The organism is Photobacterium makurazakiensis (genome assembly GCF_050336715.1).
Taxonomy (GTDB): domain Bacteria; phylum Pseudomonadota; class Gammaproteobacteria; order Enterobacterales; family Vibrionaceae; genus Photobacterium; species Photobacterium makurazakiensis.
In genome coordinates this window covers 1-24,958 of the sequence record NZ_JAKJSJ010000080.1, presented here as the reverse complement: position 1 = coordinate 24,958, position 24,958 = coordinate 1, and the positions used below count along the sequence as shown (strand labels likewise).

General features: G+C 39.6%; 29 protein-coding genes. 15 read left to right on the top strand and 14 right to left on the bottom strand.

The window, feature by feature from the left end; translation table 11 throughout:
* Window positions 1-27: 27 nt before the first annotated feature.
* On the bottom strand, window positions 28-690 hold the full coding sequence (locus L4D09_RS25755; protein WP_428460411.1) for an alpha/beta hydrolase: 663 nt from the start codon (window positions 688-690) through the stop codon (window positions 28-30).
* Between the two features lie 151 nt (window positions 691-841).
* On the bottom strand, window positions 842-1,306 hold the full coding sequence (locus L4D09_RS25750; protein WP_428460410.1) for an outer membrane lipoprotein: 465 nt from the start codon (window positions 1,304-1,306) through the stop codon (window positions 842-844).
* A gap of 202 nt (window positions 1,307-1,508) precedes the next feature.
* Here L4D09_RS25750 and L4D09_RS25745 point away from each other — a divergent pair, with 202 nt between their 5' ends.
* From L4D09_RS25745 to L4D09_RS25735, 3 genes are all read left to right on the top strand, one after another.
* Window positions 1,509-1,988, top strand: a complete 480-nt coding sequence (locus L4D09_RS25745) for a hypothetical protein (protein WP_428460409.1) — start codon at window positions 1,509-1,511, stop codon at window positions 1,986-1,988.
* 85 nt (window positions 1,989-2,073) lie between these two features.
* On the top strand, window positions 2,074-3,156 hold the full coding sequence (gene rodA, locus L4D09_RS25740) for a rod shape-determining protein RodA (RefSeq protein WP_428460408.1): 1,083 nt from the start codon (window positions 2,074-2,076) through the stop codon (window positions 3,154-3,156).
* Window positions 3,157-3,371: 215 nt separating this feature from the next.
* Window positions 3,372-4,043: a Crp/Fnr family transcriptional regulator gene (locus L4D09_RS25735; protein ID WP_428460407.1), complete on the top strand. Its 672-nt coding sequence runs from the start codon at window positions 3,372-3,374 to the stop codon at window positions 4,041-4,043.
* A gap of 108 nt (window positions 4,044-4,151) precedes the next feature.
* Here L4D09_RS25735 and L4D09_RS25730 read toward each other — a convergent pair whose 3' ends face one another.
* From L4D09_RS25730 to L4D09_RS25715, 4 genes are all read right to left on the bottom strand, one after another.
* The gene (locus L4D09_RS25730; RefSeq protein WP_428460406.1) at window positions 4,152-5,066 is read right to left on the bottom strand and encodes a LysR family transcriptional regulator; all 915 of its coding nucleotides are present in this window, start codon (window positions 5,064-5,066) and stop codon (window positions 4,152-4,154) included.
* 232 nt (window positions 5,067-5,298) lie between these two features.
* The gene (locus L4D09_RS25725) at window positions 5,299-5,601 is read right to left on the bottom strand and encodes an AtuA-related protein (RefSeq protein WP_428460405.1); all 303 of its coding nucleotides are present in this window, start codon (window positions 5,599-5,601) and stop codon (window positions 5,299-5,301) included.
* Window positions 5,602-5,603: 2 nt separating this feature from the next.
* A complete protein-coding gene (locus L4D09_RS25720) occupies window positions 5,604-6,941 on the bottom strand; it encodes an acyclic terpene utilization AtuA family protein (protein WP_428460404.1) in 1,338 nt (445 codons plus the stop codon).
* A gap of 67 nt (window positions 6,942-7,008) precedes the next feature.
* Complete coding sequence (locus tag L4D09_RS25715) at window positions 7,009-8,313, bottom strand: CitMHS family transporter (protein ID WP_428460403.1); 1,305 nt, start codon at window positions 8,311-8,313, stop codon at window positions 7,009-7,011.
* Between the two features lie 627 nt (window positions 8,314-8,940).
* Here L4D09_RS25715 and cspE point away from each other — a divergent pair.
* Both cspE and L4D09_RS25705 read left to right on the top strand, forming a co-directional pair.
* Window positions 8,941-9,153: a transcription antiterminator/RNA stability regulator CspE gene (gene cspE, locus L4D09_RS25710; RefSeq protein WP_428460402.1), complete on the top strand. Its 213-nt coding sequence runs from the start codon at window positions 8,941-8,943 to the stop codon at window positions 9,151-9,153.
* Window positions 9,154-9,378: 225 nt separating this feature from the next.
* Window positions 9,379-9,516 (top strand): hypothetical protein, encoded by a 138-nt coding sequence (locus tag L4D09_RS25705; protein ID WP_428460401.1) that lies wholly within the window; start codon window positions 9,379-9,381, stop codon window positions 9,514-9,516.
* Here L4D09_RS25705 and L4D09_RS25700 read toward each other — a convergent pair.
* The 3 genes from L4D09_RS25700 to L4D09_RS25690 all read right to left on the bottom strand — a co-directional run bounded on the left by L4D09_RS25700 (window position 9,513) and on the right by L4D09_RS25690 (window position 12,804).
* Window positions 9,513-11,003, bottom strand: coding sequence for a sulfatase family protein (locus L4D09_RS25700; protein ID WP_428460400.1), 1,491 nt, complete (start codon window positions 11,001-11,003; stop codon window positions 9,513-9,515). The two genes, L4D09_RS25705 and L4D09_RS25700, sit on opposite strands and share 4 nt — an antisense overlap.
* Window positions 11,004-11,071: 68 nt before the next feature.
* Entirely contained in the window at window positions 11,072-12,316 is a 1,245-nt protein-coding gene (locus tag L4D09_RS25695) for an anaerobic sulfatase maturase (RefSeq protein ID WP_428460399.1), read from the bottom strand.
* Window positions 12,317-12,588: 272 nt separating this feature from the next.
* Entirely contained in the window at window positions 12,589-12,804 is a 216-nt protein-coding gene (locus L4D09_RS25690; RefSeq protein WP_428460398.1) for a hypothetical protein, read from the bottom strand.
* A 414-nt stretch (window positions 12,805-13,218) separates the two neighbouring features.
* Between L4D09_RS25690 and L4D09_RS25685 the strand changes: the two genes are divergently transcribed.
* From L4D09_RS25685 to L4D09_RS25675, 3 genes are all read left to right on the top strand, one after another.
* Window positions 13,219-14,301 (top strand): endonuclease/exonuclease/phosphatase family protein, encoded by a 1,083-nt coding sequence (locus L4D09_RS25685; protein WP_428460397.1) that lies wholly within the window; start codon window positions 13,219-13,221, stop codon window positions 14,299-14,301.
* A 161-nt stretch (window positions 14,302-14,462) separates the two neighbouring features.
* Window positions 14,463-15,011 (top strand): hypothetical protein, encoded by a 549-nt coding sequence (locus L4D09_RS25680; protein ID WP_428460396.1) that lies wholly within the window; start codon window positions 14,463-14,465, stop codon window positions 15,009-15,011.
* Between the two features lie 77 nt (window positions 15,012-15,088).
* Window positions 15,089-15,790 (top strand): DJ-1/PfpI family protein, encoded by a 702-nt coding sequence (locus L4D09_RS25675; RefSeq protein WP_428460395.1) that lies wholly within the window; start codon window positions 15,089-15,091, stop codon window positions 15,788-15,790.
* On the opposite strand, the gene L4D09_RS25670 is transcribed toward L4D09_RS25675, so the two are convergent.
* The 5 genes from L4D09_RS25670 to L4D09_RS25650 all read right to left on the bottom strand — a co-directional run bounded on the left by L4D09_RS25670 (window position 15,783) and on the right by L4D09_RS25650 (window position 19,621).
* Window positions 15,783-17,204, bottom strand: coding sequence for a hypothetical protein (locus L4D09_RS25670; protein ID WP_428460394.1), 1,422 nt, complete (start codon window positions 17,202-17,204; stop codon window positions 15,783-15,785). The genes L4D09_RS25675 and L4D09_RS25670 overlap by 8 nt on opposite strands.
* Before the next feature lie 58 nt (window positions 17,205-17,262).
* Window positions 17,263-17,604, bottom strand: a complete 342-nt coding sequence (locus tag L4D09_RS25665) for a DUF1840 domain-containing protein (RefSeq protein WP_428460393.1) — start codon at window positions 17,602-17,604, stop codon at window positions 17,263-17,265.
* The gene (locus tag L4D09_RS25660) at window positions 17,588-18,169 is read right to left on the bottom strand and encodes a rhomboid family intramembrane serine protease (protein WP_428460392.1); all 582 of its coding nucleotides are present in this window, start codon (window positions 18,167-18,169) and stop codon (window positions 17,588-17,590) included. Before L4D09_RS25660 ends, L4D09_RS25665 begins: the two co-directional genes overlap by 17 nt.
* Before the next feature lie 37 nt (window positions 18,170-18,206).
* Entirely contained in the window at window positions 18,207-19,022 is an 816-nt protein-coding gene (locus tag L4D09_RS25655; RefSeq protein WP_428460391.1) for a crotonase/enoyl-CoA hydratase family protein, read from the bottom strand.
* A 110-nt stretch (window positions 19,023-19,132) separates the two neighbouring features.
* Window positions 19,133-19,621: a hypothetical protein gene (locus tag L4D09_RS25650; protein WP_428460390.1), complete on the bottom strand. Its 489-nt coding sequence runs from the start codon at window positions 19,619-19,621 to the stop codon at window positions 19,133-19,135.
* A gap of 198 nt (window positions 19,622-19,819) precedes the next feature.
* Here L4D09_RS25650 and L4D09_RS25645 point away from each other — a divergent pair, with 198 nt between their 5' ends.
* The 7 genes from L4D09_RS25645 to L4D09_RS25615 all read left to right on the top strand — a co-directional run.
* A complete protein-coding gene (locus L4D09_RS25645; RefSeq protein WP_428460389.1) occupies window positions 19,820-20,020 on the top strand; it encodes a hypothetical protein in 201 nt (66 codons plus the stop codon).
* 59 nt (window positions 20,021-20,079) lie between these two features.
* Window positions 20,080-20,595: a DUF4136 domain-containing protein gene (locus L4D09_RS25640; protein ID WP_428460388.1), complete on the top strand. Its 516-nt coding sequence runs from the start codon at window positions 20,080-20,082 to the stop codon at window positions 20,593-20,595.
* A gap of 398 nt (window positions 20,596-20,993) precedes the next feature.
* Entirely contained in the window at window positions 20,994-21,167 is a 174-nt protein-coding gene (locus L4D09_RS25635) for a Flp family type IVb pilin (RefSeq protein ID WP_428460387.1), read from the top strand.
* Window positions 21,168-21,173: 6 nt separating this feature from the next.
* Entirely contained in the window at window positions 21,174-21,680 is a 507-nt protein-coding gene (locus L4D09_RS25630) for an A24 family peptidase (protein WP_428460386.1), read from the top strand.
* Between the two features lie 15 nt (window positions 21,681-21,695).
* Window positions 21,696-23,021: a DUF8689 domain-containing protein gene (locus L4D09_RS25625; protein WP_428460385.1), complete on the top strand. Its 1,326-nt coding sequence runs from the start codon at window positions 21,696-21,698 to the stop codon at window positions 23,019-23,021.
* A complete protein-coding gene (gene cpaB / locus L4D09_RS25620; protein WP_428460384.1) occupies window positions 23,014-23,793 on the top strand; it encodes a Flp pilus assembly protein CpaB in 780 nt (259 codons plus the stop codon). The genes L4D09_RS25625 and cpaB overlap by 8 nt, the downstream gene beginning before the upstream one ends.
* 23 nt (window positions 23,794-23,816) lie before the next feature.
* Window positions 23,817-24,958 (top strand): type II and III secretion system protein family protein (locus L4D09_RS25615; protein WP_428460383.1); only part of this gene is annotated, 1,142 nt, incomplete at its 3' end.

Genomic DNA, 24,958 nt, shown 5'->3' with positions numbered 1-24,958 from the left:
GATCTTTTCCTAACGCAGTAGTTTACTTTATCGATTCAATTGTTGCGCAAGCCATTCAGCGATATCTTTAATTTGCTCTAAGCACACTTGATGTTCCATTGGATATTCACGCCATGACGCCGCTAAGCCTAACTGTTGCAGTGATTTCATCGCGCTTTTGCCCATAGTAGGGACAACAACAGGATCGAAAGAGCCATGCATGACATTAATCGGAATATTTTTATTCGCATCAGAAAGAGAAATAGTATCTGCCGTTGGAAAATATGTCGATAGCGCCAATAATCCCCCTAATGATTTGGAATAGCTTAACGCGGCATGATAAGCAACTGCCCCTCCTTGAGAGAAACCAGCAACAATTACCCGCTCGCTGGCAATACCATTAGCAATTTCTCGGTCTATTAATTGGGTTACTTGCTCTGCCGACGTTTTTAACTGCTCAATATTCAACTTTCTTCCTGCGCCCATCTCTAAAATATCGTACCAAGCCGGCATAACCATGCCGCCATTAACCGTTACAGGCATTGACGGTGAATGTGGAAAAATGAACCTTATCGGCGCATCAGCAGACAAATGAAGCTCAGGTAAAATCGACTCAAAGTCGTGTCCATTAGAACCTAACCCATGCAACCAGATAACCGATGCAGTTGCCTTAACTTCAGGCTCAACGATTACTGCAGATAAATACGTCATTATTACTTACTACCCTCTATTAATTTGTACATGCTGATATAGCAACCCCCGCTATAATTCTCACATACTATTCCATCAACGAAAAAACCGCTGCAATCATTTGTTATACATGATGCAGCGGCCTTTTTCTGTTAAGTAATAGTCGTTTAGATTACTCTGGCACGACCCTTGCTGTTTTACCGTCAACGTTTACCCTTACACGCTGACCGACTTGAAAAATAACGCTCGGGTTAACTTCTTGAACAATCGCAATTGTTTCTCCGGTATCGTCCATTTTAATGGTTAAGTTCACGCCATTTCGCCGAGTTACCCCCTCAGCAGCTTTACTCCCCGCGTATCCACCAAGTACACCACCACCAATGGCCGCAATATCTGAACCAGATCCTCCGCCCACTTTTGAGCCTAAGATCCCACCGACGGCCGCACCAGCGAGTGCACCGACAACTTGTCCTTCACCTTCAATCGAAACAGGCTCGGTCTTCATCACTGTTCCGTATCGAACTTGCTGTATTGTCCGTGTATTAGCAACACCATAAGAGTCACCATAAGGATTACTTGAACAACCGTATACTCCAAGAGTACTTAAGAAGAAAACGATAAGATACAAACCTCTCACAACAACACCTACCTATAGCATCCCACACAATTGCCATAAGTATAGCAACAGGCCTCTAAGTTAAAGGTTTACCCCTTGCCCCATCAAACTTGGAAGGGGTAATGAAAAACCTCAACGTACATACCCCGAAATTTACATTGCTTTTTTTTGCCAAAACGCTATTTTATGACAGCTTTTATTCGTTACTAACATAGCCATTACCGTGTTGAGATTAAAAAATAAACCATACCCACTCCAGCAGCATTTGATCTTATTGCTAAGTGTCTGTTTTATTTTCCTAACAACCTCTCTTTGCCATTTTTTTGCATCTGGTTATGAGCAACATTCGACTTACCATTTTTCACTGGCGACTGACTCTTCAGAATCAAGACGTGAAAGTGAAGAATACGACTATGCAACATCAGCACAATCTCACTCTGATGCACATCATCAACTAGTCCTTATTTCACCACCATCGGCGCCCAGCCTTCGTTTTATCGATGAGTCAGAGACTAAGCCCGCAAAAGCGCCTTTCTATAGAGCTCAATCAGTCACAAAAAATTGGCGTAAAGAAGCCCAAAAAGCAGTTGCCATTCCAGCAACGCAATATCGTTCTTACGCCTCAAATGCGCACCGACTTGGCGGCTGGAAAGAGTCAAATGTTCATTACAAAATTTTATCGATAAGTTCGCTTTCATCATAAGTTAAGAACAAACAAGGCTTAGCTATATAGCCAAAGAACGCAGAACACTTGTTCATGCGGCGTTATTACTTTTGATGAAGATATTATGTTTCAATATAGACCCAGAGTTGATCTACCTTTATTTCTTGCTATTACATCATTGATTTTGCTCGGTTCACTAACAGTGTGGAGCGCTAGCGGTTTCAGTGAACCCATGTTAGAACGCCATATCATACGTGCTGTAATCGCATTATGTGCGATTATCGTTATGTCAGCGATACCACCAATCAAGTACCAACTGATATCTCCTTACCTTTATGGCTTAGCGATTGTATTATTGCTCGGTGTTATTATCATGGGTGATAGTACAAACGGTTCACAACGTTGGCTTATTATAGGTCCAATTCGCTTTCAGCCTTCAGAACTGGTTAAGGTTGCGATCCCAATGATGGTGGCATGGCTTTTAGTTGTTGAAGCAGGCCGACCAAACATGAAAAAAATTGCGGCATGCCTTGCAGTAACAGGGATCCCTGCCGGCTTAATCTTCATCCAACCAGATTTAGATGGGGCAATATTCACCCTGATCTACGCCCTCTTTGTACTGTATTTTGCAGGAATGAGTTGGAAGATTATCGGTTCATTTTTAGGCAGTGTAGCCGTTGCTGCACCGTTACTTTGGTACTTTGTGATGGAAGCCTACCAAAAGAAACGAGTTAGCCAATTTCTAGACCCTGAATCTGATCCACTCGGTGCAGGTTACCAAATAATCCAATCATTAATTGCGATTGGCTCTGGTGGTATTAAAGGTAAAGGTTGGACGAATGCGACCCAAGGCCACTTAGGCTTCATACCTGAAAGCCACACTGATTTTATTTTCTCTACATTTGCCGAAGAATGGGGGTTTCTCGGTAGTGTCTTATTGCTTGGCCTATACCTATTTATTACTGCAAGGGTTATTTGGCTAGCAAGCCAGTGTGAATCTCCTTTTAATCGTTTAGTAAGCGGTGCGCTGGCACTGAGTTTCTTCTTATATGCCTTCATTAACATGGGTATGGTCAGTGGCGTATTACCTGTTATGGGTAGCCCATTACCGTTTTTCAGCTATGGTGGTACCGCAATGATCACTCAGGGCGTTTGCTTTGGCATTATCATGTCACTTTGTTTATATAAGCCATACAAAGCAAAATAATCGTAGGTTCGTTCAAACGATAAAAATCGTATGCACCAAAGTGACAACGCCTCGACTGAAGGCGTTTTGGTGCTATGGTTTTTATCTTCTTAGCTTGGGTGACTAAATATATTGAGAATTTTGTTCTCCTACTCCACACTTTACTCAACAATTATCACTCTCTGGTGCTAGTATTCGTCTGCGGTTTTCTTTAGCTCAAACGATACGATTTAATTATGCACATAACCTCACATGACATTTACCATTCCGAAAATATTCTCGATTACCTCAAAGAAAACCAGTCACTGTTGTCCTTAAAATCAATCAAGATAGATAAAGGACAATCGATCATGACTCAGGGGCAACATAGCGACACCGTCTTTTTTATTGTTAAAGGGACAATCTCGCTTAGTCGTCAAACAAGCCATGGTCGTCGTTATCAAATTGGCACCTATGCACACAATGGCTTTCTTGGATTAATGGAGCTGTTTTCTGAAAAAAGTGGTTTCTACAGTGTCTATGCAGAAACGACTTGTGATGCCTACCTTATTGATGGGAAAGCATTTACTCAGCAAATTTACCAGACGCCCAAATTGGCTGAATACATTTTCAAACACATTACAACCAAATGGTATTTATCTGTTGAGCGCATGACCCGCAGCATACTGCATAGCATTAAGTATTGTATTATTGATGATCTACTTGATTTTGATAGAAATAATCCTGATGAAAAGTACATCATTAATAAAAGCCTAGAATGTGAACGCCTTGGAACAACCGTACGTGTCTACAGTCGTATATTGAAGCAATTACATGATGCAGGAGCAATTATCGTTGAGCGGCGACATATTCGCGTCATCAACCGGAAGATTCTTGAACAAGAATTTGATGTTGAGCTGGATAAGTAGCAGGCCTATATTATCAGTAACAGTTATTGGAAAATATTGATACCGAGTGAGTTTTACTTATATAAACAATATTAAGAAACCATCCCATCAAAGCATGGATTTACCAAATCATACTTTTACTCTCTCAGGTTCAAACGATTTCGCTTGTTCTGCTATAAACTGACTAAATTTTTGGACATGGCTAGGAATACTTTTCCCCTTTGGTGTAACTAAATATATTGCCCTTTCTAAAAACAAATCACGGATGGGTAGAATCGTTATATTTTGATGTTCAAATTGAAATAGTGTTAGTCCAGTTGTGATGCTGATTCCATAGTTTGCGGATATAAGTCCCATCATCGTTGTTAGCTCTCTTACTTCTAATTGGTAATTTAAACCTATATCCAATTTTTCTGAAATTCTATCTGTATATTGACGAATACTAGTACAAGAGCTGAAGCCGATGAATGGATAATTTTGAAGATCGCTAAGTTCTATACTAGAAAACTTAGCTAAGGGGTGTTGAGAATGACTCAGAACATAAAACTTGTCGGAAAATAGTAACGTTGAATCAAAAAGATTTTCAGGTGGCTGGCCTGCTAGAAGTGCTATATCTGCCTGCCCATCTAACAATGCTTGTAGACAAGCATTCCACTGAGTATCAATTAGCTTAATCTTGGTTTCTGGTGAAGCGTTATTATATTTTGAGAGTATATCTGGTAGCCACTGTACAGCGAGGGATGGTAGCACCGCTAAGGTAACATTGCCTATCCTCCCCTCACCTCTTGCTCGAACTTCTGAAATAGCATCATCATGGCTTTTTATCAATTTTCTTGCAATTTCAAGAAAATGAATACCATTGTTATTCAAATTCACACGGCGGGTATCTCGGTCGAAAAGACGATAACCTATATCTTCTTCTAAGGCTGCAATTAAAGAACTAAAAGCAGGCTGAGAGAGATTAAATCGTCGAGAGGCATTAGTAAAACTATCACTCTCACTTAATATTAAAAAAGCACGTAAGTGCTTGATAGATAAATTCACTTGCTCTCCATAAGATAAAGTGCATAAATAATTAGAGCATAAATGAATGTAAGATTTATTCTGTGATCAACCAAGAGTAACAATAAATCAACACTCAGTTTACACATGGTTCGCAACTGTGGCTGTAATATATAATTACAAATGCTAACTAGCTCCCCCAACAGCCTCACTTACGGGTATAGCTCGTCATTTAACCATATTGATTGATGCTGAATATCAACTTAAAAGTTTGTTATTCTATATCTAAGTCAAGTAGTGCGGAGCTGAGTCCTTTCCCGTGAATGTCTAATGCCAGAGAGCGTGTAACACCACCACCTAAAGCCTTATACATCACGAAATTTAATGCGCCAATATTTGGCAGCTCATAACGGATAACATCACCTACAACAATCTCTCCAAACCATTCCTTTACCTTTTCAGCCGTAACAGCTTCCCTAAGTATTTCATAATTGGAAAGTTCATATGCAATAAGTGAAATGTTTGAAATGTTCCCTTTATCGCCAGTCCTTGAATGTGCTAACTCCCTTAATTTCATATCTATTCCCCTAGAACTGTAATAGTTGGAGTTACATATTTTCGAGAAATAAGTACTGAATCCATAGCTAAAATCTCTTTTACTGATTTCATTACCCCACCTCCTCCAGCAGGTCCATTGGTATATAAAGTTTCGACTTCATTTCCAACTTTTACTGCCTCAACCCATGTTTCACACTTGGCTGCAACTCTTGCTCGAACTTCATAGGGATCACTATTTATCGATCGCAATGAGCCATGAAGAGCATTCACTCCGATCAGATCGTAGCGAATTTCAGCATGCTTATGATTACTAAGTGCAAACCTTTCTTTTACGATATCAAGAGCAAGATTTCCCCGAGCAACGGCGTTTATTCCAGCATAAGAAATTTCACCTTCGCCGATAAATCCATCGTAATAACCAACGGAGGCTTTTAAAGTATTAGTTCGAGGTTTACCGGTTGCCCCAGTAACAGCAACAATATCTTTACCACACTGTTCAAATGTAACCTTACTAAAGTCAGCTGTAACATCAGGGGTTAAATATTGGTCTGGCTGATGTATTTCATACAATAATTGCTCTTTACAGGTATCCTCATTAACACAACCGCCTGACCCCTTAACTTTAGTGATGATTGCACCGCCTTCAGCATCAACTTCTGCTAATGGAAACCCTAGTCGGCCTAGGCCCTCAACATCTTTAATTCCAGGGTCTGCATAATACCCACCAGTAACTTGCCCTGCACACTCGAGAAGATGACCAATACATGTTCCCTTACCCAATTTATCCCAATCATTGCTCTTCCAACCAAAGGAATAAACCATTGGTGCTAAGAATAAAGATGGGTCAGAAACCCTACCCGCAATAACTACATCTGCATCACATTCAAGAGCTGTAAGAAGCCCTTCTATACCCAAATATGCATTGGCTGACAAAATGTGCTTCTTGCAAGATGAAATTGCAATGCCAGTATCTTCAAGCTTAAGGTCAAGATCTAATAATAGCTGTAAAACATCATCTCCAGTTACAACTGCGACCTTAATATCATTAATACCTATATCTTTAGCAACAGCTAAAACAACCTCACCAGCAGCAATGGGGTTGGCCGCCCCCATGTTGGTCACGATCTTAATATTATTTTTTTTACATTCAGGAAGTACCGCTCTCATACGGTCTTCTAATAATTCATTATATCCTTTACTTGGGTCCATTTTTTTTTGTTTTTGGCCAATAGAAATAGTGCGCTCAGCCAAACACTCAAATACAAGGAAATCGAGGTTTCCTTTTTCGGCAAGCTCAATCGCGGGGTCAATTCTGTCCCCAGCATAGCCAGCACCTGACCCAATTCGAATTTTTTTCATACAATCCCTCAAATAACAACTTTTCAATGACAATTAACACCAATGACCAATGTATTGTGCTTAGATGTTAAATACTGATGGCACCGCTTATTACTGCAACAATGGTCATGACTAATGTCACTACAAAGGCACAAGGAATAGTTTTCTTTTGATGATCGGCTAAGTTAACACCCGCTAAACCGACTAATAAAAATGTTGACGCCGTCAAAGGACTAACAGGAAACCCTGTTGTCATTTGTCCTAGAATTGCACCACGAGCAACTTCAACTCCACTGGCACCTAATGCTTCAGCCGTAGAAGATAAAACAGGTAATACACCAAAGTAATAGGAATCAGGATCAAAAAGTAAGCTTGCAGGCATTGAAGTAACAGCGGTTAGTAATGGAAGCTGACCGCCAAGGCTTTGCGGGATAAAAGAAACTAAAGATTCAGCAAGAGCAGTTATCATTCCTGAGTTTTTCAATATCCCAGTAAATACGCCGGCTGCAAAAATAATGGAAATCATCAATATCGCAGCCTGGCCATGGGCAGTTATACGTGTTTGTTGTTCTTTTACATTGGGGTAATTAACAAGCAACGCTATCGCTAAAGCAACAACGAAAACAGCTGGTAAAGGTAATAGCTTCATCACTAACGTGGTGATAGTTACAATTGTAAGTATTACATTAAATATGACTAGTTTAGGCCGCTTTAGGTTATTTTCTTCTTCTGGTTCGAGCATCAAAGCTGTATCAATTGATTCATTCGTAGGAATGGTATCGCCTAGCCGTTGCTTCTCTTTTTTACCAAGGTAAACACCGATACAAATAACAGTAATCATACCAGCACCGACTGCCGGCATAACTGGGTTGAAAAGATCTGTCATTTCAATATTTAGAGAAGTCGATGCTCTTAATGCTGGACCACCCCAAGGTACAACATTCATGATCCCTGCACCCAAAGCTGCCATACAGGCTAGTACGATCCTGTCCATTCCCAATCGATCATAGATTGGAATCATTGCTGGTATACATACCAGAAAAGTTGATGCACCAGATCCATCAAGGTGCGCTACCATAGCAATAATCGCAGTGCCGACAGCAACTTTTACCGGATCATTACCTCCAAATTTGATAATGCCTTTTATTATTGGATCAAACATACCTGCATCATTCATTACCGAAAAATAAAGAATTGCAAAGGTAAGCATGATACCTGTTGGGGCAACACTCTTAAGTCCAGCAACTATATAACCACCTAATTCTGTTCCATGTCCCGCAACAAGACCGAAAAAGATAGGCACGAGTACAAGCGCTACAATTACTGAAATTCGTTTAGTCATAATTAATATGAGTAAAACGACAATGCACGAGAGCCCCCAAAAAGCTAACATAGTTCATTCCTTGAAATTAATTAATAGATACATTTCTTCATTAAGAAAGCATTGCAAGCAAAAACCCGAACGCAACAAGCTGTTAACATTTGTTTTATCATGCTAAGGGGAATAAACACAAACTCGAAAAACATCTAGGTTTATTGGAAAAACAAATTAATGAACCCACCATGATGGTAGGCACATATCCTTTCTGAGATGGCATCAAGTTTATGACCTGTACCTGTTAGATAGACGATTGTATTTTCCGCAATTCAGGCTCTAATTTAAAACCTAAGGTAATGAACACTACCTGATAACCACCATTCAGGAAAAGAGTTAAGCTATTGATATATTTCAATTAATTAGAAACCCTACCGCTTCACTCAGCACCTTGATATAAATATTTTGTAATAAACTCAAAATTAAGCTGTACAAAAAACACACAGCTGATATTATTCGTCTCGCTCTGTTGTTCAGAGGTTATTAAATGCAGCATCAAGTACAAGTTAAACCTTCAGCTACATCTACGTTATCGTTTTGTACCAGAGAGTTTCCCTTATATTTACGTAACATTAAATAATTCAACCACTTAGCACATCGCATTTTGGCGATTTATTTATTAATGAATTCTATAAGGGGCAATTTATGTCTAATTCAAGCACTGGTATCGTAAAATGGTTTAACGAAGAGAAAGGTTTCGGTTTTATCACTCAAGATAACGGCGGCGCTGATGTATTCGTACACTTCCGTGCTATCGCTTCAGAAGGCTTCAAAACGCTAGCTGAAGGCCAAAAAGTTTCTTTCGAAGTTGAACAAGGCCAAAAAGGCCTTCAAGCAGCTAACGTAGTTGCTTTATAAGTCTCAGACTTAATTCCGAAAATGCTGGCTTAGGCCGGCATTTTTTATACCTGGAATTTACGATTTGCTAACCATTTGATCAACCTCCCCCTCTCTATGATGCTATTTGCCAGCATGAGTACATTGTTCTTATTACTTACTGAGAACTCATTTCGTATTATTTTGGCCTAAGGCATTCAGTTAAAAACGTTGCTTGTCACGCATAACTTGCAGGGGATAGATTTCATGAAAACAGCAGAAATATTGAAGCAATTGATTGATAAGACAGTATTAATAGTTACGCTATTAACTAAAAAAGCGCAAGCCAGTTATGCATATCGACTTGCGCTATTCGTTAAGATTTCACTTACGTTAAACGATTAGTTCCAACGTTCGTGGTTAATCATATCTTCTGTTGTGAAGTTCGGGTAAGCCTGCTCCCACATTTTCAAACCATTATGCTCATCGCTTGAGTATTGTTCGAAAAACTCGTCCATATCGCTGATCATTCGCACACGTAGCTCTTCACGAGGCGGTTCAGAAATAAATCGCTCACCCATCGGGTTGCTTAAATCATACCAGTGGTCTTCAGGCTGTTTACCACTCGCATCTTGCGGGTAATAACGAATAAGTTTCCAATGACCATTGGTGATCATGCGTGAGTTACCACGCTCTGCAAATTGGTATTCACGCCAATCGCGAACTCGCTCACCTTTAAGCATCGGAATCAGTGTTTGACCAGGTCCATAGTTACCATCGTACTGTTTATCGGTAGATGCCATATCCAAGATTGTCGCATGAAGATCGATTAAATCGACAAACTCTCCACGTACTTGCTTTGGACGGACAAGGTGATCAGGACCAGAGATAACGAAAGGAATACGGATAGTTTCTTCGTAATAGTTATATGGGAAAGAAGCATTTACTTTACCGTATAAACCATATTGCCCCATCAATAAACCGTGGTCAGATACAAATGCAATAACGGTGTTATCGAGTAAATCACGCCCTTCTAGACCATCAATTAGTTTGCCTAACTGATCATCAAGTAAAGTAACTGCCGCTAAGTATTGCGCTAGCGCTTCTTCATGGTTATCAGGCGGTAACGTAAAGTCATTCATGTTTTCAAGTACAGAATTACCACCAAAAGCAACGACTTTATGCGCAACATCTCGGTACTTAGTAACTAGACGCTCAGGCAAACCTTCAAAAGGAAAATGTGGTTCAACATAGTTCAAGCTAATGAAAAATGGCTGGTCACTTTTTTCATCAACAAACTTCAGTGTTTCATCTGTTAAGAACTGAGCTTGAATACCGGTATATTCAAGGTTTTCACCATCATCTGAAAACAATACTGTACCAGAGTGTAGGTACTGGTTTTTCCAACCAGCAGCTAAAGCATCATAGCTTAACCAACGGTCAAAACCTCTAATTGGATCTTTACTGTCGGTAGTCGCATGCCACTTACCTAACAATGCGGTACGGTAGCCTTCATCTTTCATGCGCTCAGAGAGTAGCTTTTCGCCATCGAGCCAGCCTGCATCAAACTTAGGGTCTTCTGCTAAAAAGTCATAAACACCATGCTGAGATGGCATTTTGCCCGTATGGAATGATGCACGAGCAGCAGAACTTACAGGCGCTGGCGTCATACCATTTTCAAAGCGCACGCCGTTTTCGGCTAAATAATCAAGGTTTGGTGTTTCAATAATGTCTTTGTTACGAAAGCTTGTTGCCCATTGGCCGAGGTCATCAGCCATGATCACAATAATGTTTGGCTGAACAGATTCTACTTTTTCTTCAGCGTAAACAGTTTGCGAACACGCTAAAGCGGCCAAAGCACAACCTTTAGCAACAGCACTCAATTTAAACATGATGCTTTTTCTCCATGTAGATAAAGGGGAAACGCTTCCCCCACTTTTAATTTTACTTTTGGGTAGAATTAACGGTGTTGCGATTCTTTCTTTTTAATAATGTCCATAATGGCTGCTGGTGGATAACCATGTAGATGCAACTTCTTCATTAATTCCATATAAGGCGCAGAATAAGAAAAGAAGGTTTTGTATCCCTGACATAAATAATTTTGTTCAGGTTTACCTGCTGATGAAAGTGAAAAGCGGTGTTTGGGGCAACCACCGTTACATAATGATTTGTATTCACATTGCTGACAGTCATTTGATAGTGATGTCATTTTGGCTTGACCAAACTGCGCATTTTCAACACTCATATTCATCGCTTTTAATGAGGTTTGATGAATATTTCCCAATTTATATTCAGGGTAAACATAATGATCGCAGCTATAAATATCTCCGTTTGCTTCAAGTGCAAATGCACTTCCACAAGTTGGAGCAAATACACAAATCTGAGCCGGTTGGTCACACGTTAAGGCAAACGTATTCTCAAACATTTGCACCCATACTTGACCAATATCGTTCCGCACCCACTCGTGAAAGATCGTTGCTAAAAAGTCACCAAATGCTTTCGAACCTACCGACCATTCACACAAATTGGCGACATCTTTACGCTCTGGGTTTAATAGTGTGAGCCCATCTTGCGTGTCTTCAACTGCTCTTCGCTCAACCAACGGAATAAATTGCATATGCTGGCTACCCAGACTTTTAAGGTATTGATAGACTTCTATTGCAGCATTTACATTAGCTTGGCTTACTACTGTCAGTGTATTAAATTCTATTTTATATTGTTTAAGTAATGTGATGGCGGCAATAACTTTACTATGAGTAGGTTTACCTGATCGTGTAACCCGATAAGTGTCATGTAAAAGTGCTGGACCATCAATTGAGACACCAATTAGGAACTGGTGCTTTTTAAAGAAAGAACACCACTCATCATTTAGTAGCAAACCATTCGTTTGGAATGTATTGATTATTTTTTTATCGCCTTTAAAACGCGCTTGTAATTCTACAGCGTGTTTAAAGAAAGCGAGGCCTCGTAATGTCGGCTCTCCACCTTGCCATGCAAACACAACCTCTTTATCTCGTTGAGCTTGGATATGTTGTTGAACATACTGCTCAAGTGTCTCACCGTCCATCATCCAGTCTTTAGAACGATCCGGGTAAAGTTTCTCTTTTTCAAGGTAAAAACAGTATGTGCAATCAATGTTGCATTTAGAGCCTGTTGGCTTCGCCATTACATGGCAACCGGATGGATTAAACGTTTGCGTCGACATTACCAAAAACCTGCTGTTTACATGACGCTCGCCATTATTAATAAGGTAACGCAGCTAAAATAGGACATTTGTCCTAAAACACACATTCATGTCGTTTATGTTATTCAGATCAAACTTTGCAATTTAGACGGCTTTATCTCAGTAATCGCATAGGTGTCAGCGACTTTCGCCGCAATATCATGCCGTGCTGCCTACTGGCAGCACGATTACAATTAAGCATTTCAACCCAACTTGTTTTAGAACAACCGCGAGATTAAATTTATAGCGCCTTTTTACTTGGTAATGCTTTTCTTCATTGCTACGTAGTCAGCATATTCTTTCATACACTCCAAAGCACCATACTTTATTTCATTACGAATGGTTAAAGAATAAAAGTAAATGCCATCATACTTAATTAAAAAACCTTTATGAAAATACAGGCCATCAGCTGTACCGATGTTTACTAACTCGGTATCAGCAATGAATGTTTTACCAGTGTGCCTTTTCAAAAAACGTTCAAGTTTGCAATGCGAGTACTCAATATTTCTACTTTTATAATTATTCAGTTTTCGATTCGCAAGGTCATAAAAACTACTTTTAGTAAGTATGTTTCTGTTTGAATTTTTCAAAATGCCTAACCCACTCTTACTATAAACAACAAGCTCAAATTATGTGTACTCAGCTTTGTATACTAATGCATGACAATCATCTGATTTTATAACGGTTTCAATCAGATTCGCCCAAAATTAAGTGCAACAACTGATATTATGCCCATAAAACAAGGCAGGATAAATAGGTAAGCGAATCTAAGCTCTTAATCTGACACGAAAAATGACTAGAAAACCAAAGGTTGTCTCCCCTTACGTGCTTTCTAGCCCTAGTGCCTGTATGCTTTGAGTATCATTTTTTGGAGTAGCTCTGTTTTGCAGTACATATCGGCATCACACGAACAAACAGCATCGAATCAATATATAAAAATAGCCACATTCAATTTATGTAATTTTATTGAGCCACCAGATGCCTTCTATGATTTTGAAAATATCTACACCAATGAACAATGGCAGAAAAAGACAGCATGGATTGTAGGCTACCTAGCCCAGTACCAACCTGATGTTATTGGCTTTCAAGAGGTTTTTAGCCCTGATGCTCTGAAAAGCCTACTTCAAGAAGCTGGCTACCCTTATTTCAGTACTGTAGACAAGCCACAAAGAATTGATGACTATGTCTATCAAAGCCCAGTGGTCGCCATTGCTTCAAAGTTTCCAATTAGCTCTGTCGCGAGTGTGTCTCTTGATGATTTAGCTGAGACTTCTAGCACAATTCAAAAAACCGTAACTCAAGAAAGATTCGATTTTAGCCGCCAACCACTTAGAGCCACGATCCAAATGCCACATATTGGTTTATGTGATTGTTATGTTGTACATTTCAAATCTAAACGACCAATGGTTGAGCTACCATCAGGCGACAATCATACAGCTAAATCTAGACAAACTCATGCCCTTGAGCTTCTATCACAAGAACTACTGGGTGGGTGGGCATCATCCTGCCAACGTGGAACTGAAGCTGCTTTGTTATTGCAAGCAATGATCAATAGAAAGGCCGAACTAAGCTATCCTGCCGTCCTTATGGGTGATTTTAATGATGACCTACACTCAGGCGTACTCTCACATTTATTAAGTGGCTCAACCCGACAGTTATCACCACAAGATAACGAGTCATTACTTGGGCCCTATCGCTTTAATGACAGCTGGTCGCTTTTACAGCGTAACTTAAATCACAATGAACCGTATCCTGCTGCACCGTATACCTTTTACTATGGTGCTAAAGGACAAGTACTCGATTATATTTTACTATCTCGTGAATTTGACGTGACTTACCATGAAAGCCTTGCAGAAGTTTATGACTACCAGTTACATGACAAACATTTAGTTAATCCAAGTTATAAAGATGATAGCTATAGCACTGACCACGCCATTGTAATGATCAGTTTAAAAATACGAAATTGATAATCTAAATGTCCATCTTGCTTCAAAAAATAATGAACTTACCTTCATTTTAAATGCATTTAAGTGCTTAATTTAACAAAATTATAAAATAACGATAGCAGGATGTTTTTTTGCTTGGCATAATTAATAATTCACTAGATAAATAACTGATAGCTAAGTATATGACCACTCGCCACCAGCCGTTTAAGCGATTAAAACGCACCCTCTTTGTTACGATGATAGGTTTCAGCTCTATCGTTTCCGCCAATAACTTCCCTTATAGTTATATTGAGGCGCGTGTCCCAATCAGTCCTGGCGGGTTAGGTGCAGCTGGTAGCTTACAGATCCACCCCAATGCGCATGCAATTGTAGAGTTTGAAAGTAATTTTGATAACGATTGGCGCCTTAAAGGTGGTGTTGGTTTCAATGCACCTGTTAACCAATTTACGGATGTAACCGGACAAATCAAAATACTATCAGTTAAAAGTGAACATGAAGATCGCTCGATGGGGCGGCTCGGCTCAGAGCTTAATATCGGCTTATCAGCATGGGTGTTACCTCGCATAGAAACGGGCGCCGTCCTCGGAGTAATTCATCTTGATGATGATTTTACCAAATTCAATGTTTACGCACGATTTCATGCTGGAGAAGCCTTTTCTTTAGGCGCGGAGTGGCGCATAAAAGACATTGAAGATCAAAGTTTGATGATATCCGCGCGCTATCCTTTTTAGGCTCTCGTTTCCCCTTAGGCTTCTGTCTTAAGCCTAAGGCAATGGTTCACAAAAGAGCATAAAGTAACTCATCCTGCATGTCTGGTTATCCCGTCTATTCTTGTAAGTATCATTTATTACTAACAGCAAGCGACAATATGCCAGAAAGCCAACAACCTTCTTTTTCTCAAAAGTACAATCTTTGCATTGTTGTCTATGAGGACTTCGATCTACTCGAAGTATCTGCGCCTATCGCCCTTTTTTCTATGTTTCCAGAGAGTTTTCACCTGCTTATTGTGTCTGAGCATGGGCGCCCCGTCACCAGCCAGCAAGGTGTTAAATTGTCAGTTAATGATAGCCTTTACACCCTTCAAGACTTTGACATATTAATGGTACCAGGAGGCAATGGGATCGGGAAGGCAGTAGAAAATGAGCACCTGATAAACTGGATTAAAAGACAGAACAAACCAACACGCTATATTTGTTCAATATGTACTGGTGCAGCTTTACTCGCACAAGCTGGGGTTTTAGAGCACCGTTCAGCTACAACCAACAAACAACAATATCGCTGGGTGACAGGATTTGGTCATCATATAGATTGGTTTCCAGTTGCACGATGGGTCAAAGATGGGCATGTGTTTACCTCTTCAGGACAAAGCGCAGCAATGGATGTGTCACTCGCGTTGATTGCTGAATTAATTAATGAAGAATCAGCAAGAAAAGCTGCAATCAACGCCGAATATATTTGGGTAAATGACCCAAGTGAAGACCCATTCGCACCTTTGCATATTGTTAGTTAGCCGTTCTATCGATTAATAAATATGGTACTTCATCCGAACAGCTATCGCCCAACCAAAATTGAGGTTTCAAGCGAGTTTCTGTATTCTGCTGAGAGTAACCATTAGAAACTTTCGCTATAACTCGATTCGCAGTCAAACTAATAACCAAAATAGATAACATAATAATGAAATAAGTGGCGATATGAATTTTTGGCTGATATGTATTACTCGATGATTTATTGTTTCGGCACCATATAGACCAATACAGCGCAATAGAAATCACGGCCATAAGTTGACTTAACGGCGAATCAAGCACACCAGAAACCAAACTATACCCAAAACCCGCTAATACTGAAATAATCGCAACTCTTTCTGAACGATAACGCGTGGTAAAAACCGCTTTAAGTGCTGTTAAAAGTAGTAATAGGTAAGAGGTTGAGGCGAATACTCCCCAATTAAATAACGTTAGTATAATTGAGTTGTGTGGCCTATCCGCTATATCCGGGGCATTACAAACAAATGCATCGCCGCCATAACCCCAAAAAGATGACATTTTCAGTGCATCTATCCACATCGTCAATCGCCCAGAGGAAGAAAGTCTTATAGATTGGTCAAAGTGATACAAATCACCAAGCATTAAATATGATGGCAGCTTCGTTAGAAACAATATGTTAATCACATATCCTAAAATTAAACTCTGCGCTAATATGATTAGAACATTCTTTCTTAGAAGTTTATCTGCAACAGAAAATAGTATTATCGCTGTTACAGCACTAATGAACACTCCTCTACCATCAGTTGCAAAAAACACAGAAAAACTTGCAGAGGTCACACCAAGAAAAAACAAATTTTTCCTGCTGTTACCTTTGTAAATAACAGCTAAATAAAATACTGGTACGATCAACCAAATTTGAACTTGATTAAGCATTCTTGGATTTACATAACTTAATACACTGTGAATTGTAGGCTCTTTTCCTATGTACAAGTTTAGCCAATGGCCAATCATAACAGATACAAAAAGAAACAAACTTAAAATAATAAAATAATTATAAATACGGACTCTATTGTTAGATGCTGATATTGATAGCAACACACAAAGAAACAATAAGCCAATAAAGTAAAAATAATCAGTTTGAGCTCTAAAAAAATACAACCCAGTCAAATTCGCAATAAGTGCTGACATCAGCATTATAACGAATAAACTTTTTACGGTCGGATCTATGGTTTGAAGCCTATTACTAAGAGTGATGCGTAATGTCGGTAAAACAATCAATAACAACGACGTTACTATTAATAACCCACAAACAAATATTCTTTTAGAGTCATAGATTAGTCTTGTGTCATAGCTTAGTCTGAAAAAATTCAAGCTAAAAAAGGCAACACCTAATAGAGAAATAATAAGAATTAACTTTGAATATTTAAATAAAGATATCATCAAACTCCTCCATGAGTAGTGTTCTCTAATGAAGGATAGATGATATGAAGAGGTTAAACTAATCTTTATCCCACATCACGTGACAGTTTTCTTTTTTCGCCAATTCAAGCATTTCGATAAGTGGATAGGCTCGGCGGACTAAGTTCACAACAGGCTCAACATCTATAGTATTAAGATCATCGATATCTATGTCTTGCTTTGCATTTTGTTCAGCTTTCAATTCTAGCTCTTGAATTTTGCTTAATGCTGCCTTCAATTTGTTAAGCGCACCAGTAACATCCTCAGCATCGATTGCGCCCGGAATATTTTCACAATACCCCATCATCTGTAGCATTTGTTTTGCAACATCACCAAACATCATAATATTGCCACTCGCTTTACATTTAAATGTTACTAACATGATTCATCCTTTTCTTCTTATCTCGCTTCGCAAAAATGTACCCTGCCAACATACCAGATATTGCACCAAACAAATGGCTTTCATAACTGACCCATTGATTGACAGGGATGAATCCCCATACCATTGAGCCATAAATGAACATCACTAAAACCGCAATGACAATAGATTTAATACTGCGATACATCACAGCATAAGTCAGTAGGTAAGCCCATATCCCATAAATGATACCACTTAAACCAACATGATAATGCGGCCTACCAAACAGCCAAACGCCTATACCACTGCCTAACCAACATATCATATAGACAGCAATCAAGCGGGATAGGCCTGATCGAGAAGTAAGAAAAGCCAGCACTGAAAAAGACGCAAGATTACTGATCAAATGGGCCCATGAGCCATGGATATAGGGATAAGTTACCAAACCAAAAGCATGAGTATACTGGCGCGGAAACAAGCCATAGCGAGACAAAGTACCTGACATCATCACATTAAAAATATGCACTATAATACACAGCGCAACAATGACAGTTAGGAACTTCAAGACATCTTTATCTTTTTGATTCAAAACCCTCTCCCGTGATTAAGCAGTCACTGCGAGTAAATTACCAAAATGACTGGCGGTCTTGATAATCCACTTCTGATTTATTTCTTTGTCGTTTTCCCGCAATAGCAAAATTACGTCCAAGTAATAAACGAATTTGGCTGTATGTCTCGTGCGCAAATAAATAGCGTTCTGAGCGGTTCCAGCAACGATTCGTTGTTTTCTTTATAGCTGCAAGCGCATCAGGTGAGCCATTTGACAACTTCTGACAAAATACTTTAGCGTCTTGCATAGGATTGTGACTGACTTCCGTCACCAATGACAACGTCTTTGCCGTATTTCCTGAAACTATGTCACCACTCATGGTTAGCTTTAGCGCTACATCTTTTGATACGACTTCACGCAGCGATAATAACCCTGCCATATCAGGCACAAGCCCCCAACGAATTTCCATAATGGAAAGCTCACAATCTGGTGTCGCAAAGCGAAAATCCGCACCGAGCGCAATTTGCATACCACCGCCGTAACATTTACCTTCAATAACCGCAATAACAGGAAAAGGTAGCTCTCGCCAATTCTTAGATACACGCTGCGCTAAGTTGGCATTGCCCGGCAACCACTTTGCTAATAGTGATAGTGCCTTCTTTTTCGATGTCACCATGCTTTTAACATCTAATCCGCTGCTGAAGTTCCCCCCAGCACCATTCACAATCACAGCACGTACACCTTTCTGTTGCTTAAGCTGTTTACTCACTACATCAAGTTCTTGAAACAAAGCCATATCAAGCGCATTCATTTTCTCGGGCCTGTTTAGTGTAACAGTCACAATACCCGACTCATTTTCTACCTTTAATCTTTTCCATTCCATCTTATCCATCTCACCGGCCCTCTGGTCTGTCCAGTACTAACAACTAACGTTAACACAAAAACAACAAAGCCGTAATAGCAAAGAAGTTGCAACAAACAATATTCTTAAACGGTGTAAAACTACTGTTTTTTATAACCAAATGCTTCTGCTGTGAGCTGCCATTCAGAAGATGTCGATGACGAAATAGGTTCTAACGTGTGAATAATCGTTGTTCGATCGCCACCAGTACAAGTGGTACCATTTTGTTCAATTGTCGCACTAAATAATGGTAATTGATGATTCGTTGAAACGCACCATTCCCCTTTCATCTCTCCACTCTTCTTTTCACAAAGTGTGTCAATAAATTCAAGGTATTCAGCCACAGATCCTTTTTCTTCATCAATACACCAAAGACGTTCATAGCTGATATAGCCATCTCGGGGGTGAAAGACTTTGCCAGGGATGACAGCTGTTAAATCGAAGATACCGCCACGGGTTGCCTTTACATAAGACTCTGACAAGCTGGAGATATCATTATTGGTATCAGGTGTCGGTTTCGAATATAAGTCACTAATACACGATGAGCTGAGCAGGGCTATTAAAACGACGACTAACCGAGGTTTTCTCATCACATTTACCTTACCGTTTTTACACCAAGATACTTATAAGCATATACCCAAGTCGCTGTTGCTAGGTAACTAGCGATTAATAAATATACTTTTCTTATAGAGACGCCATGAAGTGTTTTATCCTGCATTATTTTTTAATACGGTTACATCAACACTGAACTACCCTTTTAACAAACATTAAAGAAAATTTAGCGAGCTATGATAGACAATCACCCTAAACTACTGATAGCCGATACAAAGGATATTTTAGAGGCATTTGTCGAAAATGGGCTACATCGGCACTATTCAATTTATTGCCAGTTCCCTCATTGTGACACCGTCACTGATAAGCTAGCCGTGACTAAAGATACTATCGAGATAGAGTTTAACGATGGGTATATTTTCTCGATTAAGAACTAAAATACGCCAGATTCTTGTTTGCTATACTTTCAACGTCAAAGTTGCTTTTAAGGTGCTGTATGAAACGTTGCAAACTCTTTCTTGGAGTACTACTACTGGCGGGTTGCACGTCAGACGTTGCCACAGATTATAACAGTGCTACAAATTATGCGGTATTTAAGACCTACCAATTTGCCAGCTCATCAAATGATCATGCACTTAGCCTTGACGCTGCACGTGTTGAAGATGCCATTTCTGGCCAGCTTTATGCCAAAGGATTAAAGCCCGCGCAAACAGATGCAGATCTAACCGTGCAACACTCCATCCTAGAACAGTCTGACTTTCAATCTTATGGCACCAGTTTTGGGTTTGGTTATGGGTACCGTAATGTTGGGGTTGCTTACAGTGCACCAAGGCAATATAAAGAATATCGCTACGGCAAGTTAGTGGTAGAACTTATAGAAAACAATACTAATCAAATTGTATGGCGCTCTGTCTCACAACGTAAGTTGACCGAAACTATGTCCCCTGACTCTCGTAGAAAGTTCATTGATGAACAGATCCGTGAAATGTTTAAGAATTATCCGCCACACTAGAACTGCCCAATATTCAATGGCATATTCCTCGCCTTATTCATTATCCCTCTTCACCAGAACATCATATAACCCCACTATTAATATATATAATAGTAAGTAGCAGCCTGTGTAGATCATTTATAACAGGAGATCAAATTAAATATTATCAATATAAATAGTAATAATATCTATGCATTCTCACTTTTGATACAGAATGCTCTATATTAAGAAATGACACAACAAGAATATTACTCTTATAAATCATAGAGATAGAAACAATGGCATTTTAACGCAAAAAAATACCACATAAAAGTGCTTATTTTCTTTGTAATTTATTTATCAGTGTCTAGTTTTATATTGTCAGGCAACAAAACAGCATACACAAAGGCAAGATTTATTTTAATTCAAGGAGTAACACTATGAATAACTTAAAATCATTTATTGTTGAGTTCTGTAAAGAGGAAGATGGCTTGTCGGCAGTAGAGTATGCAATTGCAGGCTCGCTTATTGCGGCTGGTGTTGCCGCAGCATTTGGTGATCTCGGCGGCAAAATTGTTACAACTATTGATGAAATTGAAAAAGTATTGTCATAAGTTTATATGAGCCTACCTATTATTACACTGGTATTTTACGCTGCGTTTTATGACATAATCCATGCTAAAATACCAAATGTTATTGTTATTGCCATTCTATGTATTGGCTTTATTCAAATTTCATTTAGTGCATTAAATATTAGCTTAATTACTGATATTTCATTCCTTAATGCAATTTCAGGCTTTGTAATTGGGTTAGCTTTGTGTTTAGCGCTATATTACAAGAAAGTATTCGCCGCAGGAGATGCCAAGCTTCTGGCATCTCTTGGCTTTATTACTGGAGTTGAAGGCGCTGTATTATTAGTTGCTGTTTCCATTGTCTTCTCTGGGGTCATATCGTTACTCATCGTAATGGTTAACGGAGAAGGGATACAGACATATCAACGTTATAAAATTGCACTGTTATATTCTGAGTACATAGCACCACCTAAAGGCAGTATATCTTCAAGTAGTGTTCCCATGGGGGGAGCAATTCTTCTAGCCACTTTGTTCTGCGAGTTTTATTTATTTTAATTAAAGGAGTGATTTATGAACGTTAATGCCTCCTCACTGATTAAAGATGAAAGCTGTAATCAATTAACAGTGAAACCTAAAACGATTGAGCAAACTGGTATTCCTTCGAGGTTATTAGAAACCCTTACTTTAAAGCACCTTGCGCAATCTACAGATGAGGATGTTGTAACCCTTTCAAAAAAGATAGGTTTATCTGGTAACATTGTTGAACAAATTTTACAAAAACAGAAATCAGAAGCTTTAGTGGAAGTTCGATCTGATGGTCGTTTTTCTACCAGTATCCGCTATGGTTTAACCGATAAAGGTCGGCATTTTACCCAGTATGAGTTACAAAGAGATGGTTACCTTGGTCCTGCACCAATATCGCTTTCTCATTACAAAAAACTGGTACTCAGCCAATCAACAAAAGATGAAACAATAACACCCGATATTTTACGACAGGGCTTAATTAACTTAATTTTGCCAGAAGACATTTTGGGTAAAGTCGGCCCAGCACTTAATTCTGGCCGAGCCATCTTTATCTATGGGCTTCCAGGTACGGGTAAAACATTTATTTCTCGTCGTCTTGTCCATTTGTTTGAATCACAAGTCTATATCCCTTATTCAGTTTGTATTGGAAACCAAATCATTCAACTGTTTGATCCTATCATCCATAAACCTGTTAAACATTCACTGCAAGCTTCACTCCTTCTTAACTACGGTCACGACAACAGGCTTGTCCATTGTGAACGGCCAGAAGTGGTTGTTGGTGGTGAACTAACCTCTGAAATGCTTGAAGTCACAATCGACCCTACAGATCGTGTAAATCGTGCCCCTCTACAAATGAAAGCAAATAATGGAATGCTTCTTATTGATGACCTTGGCCGCCAAAAGGTCTCGGTTGATGCCATATTAAACCGTTGGATTATTCCGCTAGAAGAAAAAATTGATTACCTCTCGATGACTTCTGGTGAGCACTTTGATATTCCCTTCGAGCAACTTCTTGTTTTTTCCTCAAATATCCATCCAGCAAAACTTGCTGACGACGCTTTCTTAAGACGAATCGGCTACAAAATTCATTTTGGCCCTATCACGCGTAAAGACTATTGTGAACTCTGGCATAGTGAGTGCCAAAAACATGGATTAGTTACCGACAGTGAGTCAATCGCTTACTTAATAGAACGATTACATATTCCAAGTAGAACCCCCTTGCTACCCTGCTATCCTCGCGATCTAGTCACCATGTGCAGTAATCAAATTAATTTTTATAACCATGAACCAATCATCACCCCAAACTTAATACAAACAGTTTGGGATTGCTATTTCGTGAACGATGAGCAAGAGGTAAACGTCCATGACTAAAGCTAAAATACTGATCATGCTATCATTATCCCTCTTAATGGGCTTTGGTGCATTACTCCTTGCAAATAACTGGATTCAAGAAAAACAAGCTTCACTGACGCCAGTCGCGATAGCTCCCGAGCAAGTTGAGGTCGAAGTTATTAAAAAAGAACCACGAATTGCACGAGTTGTTGCTTTACAAAATATCCCCCTTGGTACACCACTTGAAGCAAAGCATGTGAAACTTGAATATTACCCTGAAGATCTTGCTTCAAGCTCTGGCTTTTCCTCAACAACCGATGTAATTGGCAAACTGGCAAAAAACGAAATCTTCGCGGGCGAGCGATTACGACAAGAGCGCTTAGTCTCTGCTGGAGAAGGTACGACGTTAGCCGCTTTAATTTCACCCAATATGCGTGCAGTTACCATTCGTGTAAATGATGTAATCGGCGTTGCTGGTTTCTTATTACCCGGTGATTTTGTCGATGTGATATACGCACAAGAAAAAGCGTCTCGCGCACATACTGTACTTAAAAGAATTAAAATTCTCGCCGTTGACCAAACAGCCCGCACTGACGAGTCAAAGCCGATCATTGTAAGAGCTGTCACATTAGAACTTACTCCAAAACAAGCCGAGTCTTTAATTACCGCAAAATCGAAAGGCGAATTACAGCTTTCATTGCGTAATCCAAATGATCCAGAAGAAAAAGTTAAACGTGTATACCGCCGTACAACTGAAAGCGTCACCATAATTAAAGGAACTGATACTAGCCGTGTAAACGTTAGAATCTAGCATATTTAACAGGGAGTATTAGTATGGAAACACTTGTAAATAGAGCCTATAAGCCGCTCTTAATTAGCTTTTTTGTATTGGCCTTTTTGTATTCTAATACCAGCGCATACGCTGCGCGGACACAAAATATTGCTGTACCGCAAAACAAATCACGCCTTGTTGAAATACCAGGTAGTGCTAAAAAGATCTCGGTGGGTAACCCTGAAGTGGCGGACATTTTAATTTTACGTTCTAACAAAATTTATGTGCTTGGCAAAAAGCTAGGCACGACCAACGTTATTATTTGGGGAGCAAGTGACCGCTTGATCACAGTACTTGATGTTGAGGTCACCCACGACCTAAACGCGCTCAAAGCTAAACTGTATGAATTTATGCCTCAAGAAAAAATTGCCGTATACACTAGCCAAAATAAATTAGTACTCAGTGGCGATGTTTCAAGTGCTGAAAAAATTGCGATGGCAGAAGAGATAGCCAATACTTTCGCTGGTAAAAACTCTGGGATTATAAACCTAATGAATGTTGGTGGTTCTCACCAAATCATGCTTGAAGTCACCGTTGCGGAAGTACAGCGTACATTAGTGCGAGAATTTGATTCCAACTTCGTTTTTGCTCGAAATAATAGTAACTGGACGTGGGGGGGCGTCAATGGTGGGGCAAGTATTCCTGTTGTTCCGCCAACAACCGATGCTGGCTCAATTATTACTGAAATTATTGCTGACCCACTCAGTATTGAAGACAACGGCCTATTTGCTAGTTATTTAAGTGGGAGCACTCTTTTTTCAGCCGCTTTAAGCATTGCAAAAACCAACGGGCTGGCAAAAGTATTAGCAGAGCCGACATTAACAGCGTTAAGTGGTGAAAGTGCTGAGTTCCTCTCCGGCGGTGAGTTTCCTATCCCTGTACCCAATGATGACAACGTAACCATTGAGTTTAAAGAGTTCGGTGTAGGTTTACAGTTTGTACCGACCGTATCCTCACCTGATAGCATCAATCTTGCGTTGAATATTGAAGTCAGCGAAATATCTAATCAAAGTGCTGTCACATTAACACCGTCAGGCAGCAACTCGCAGTTCTTCGTTCCGTCGCTAACAAAGCGCAGTGCCAAAACAACGGTTGAATTAGGCAATGGACAAACCATTGGTATTGCCGGACTACTTAACGAAAG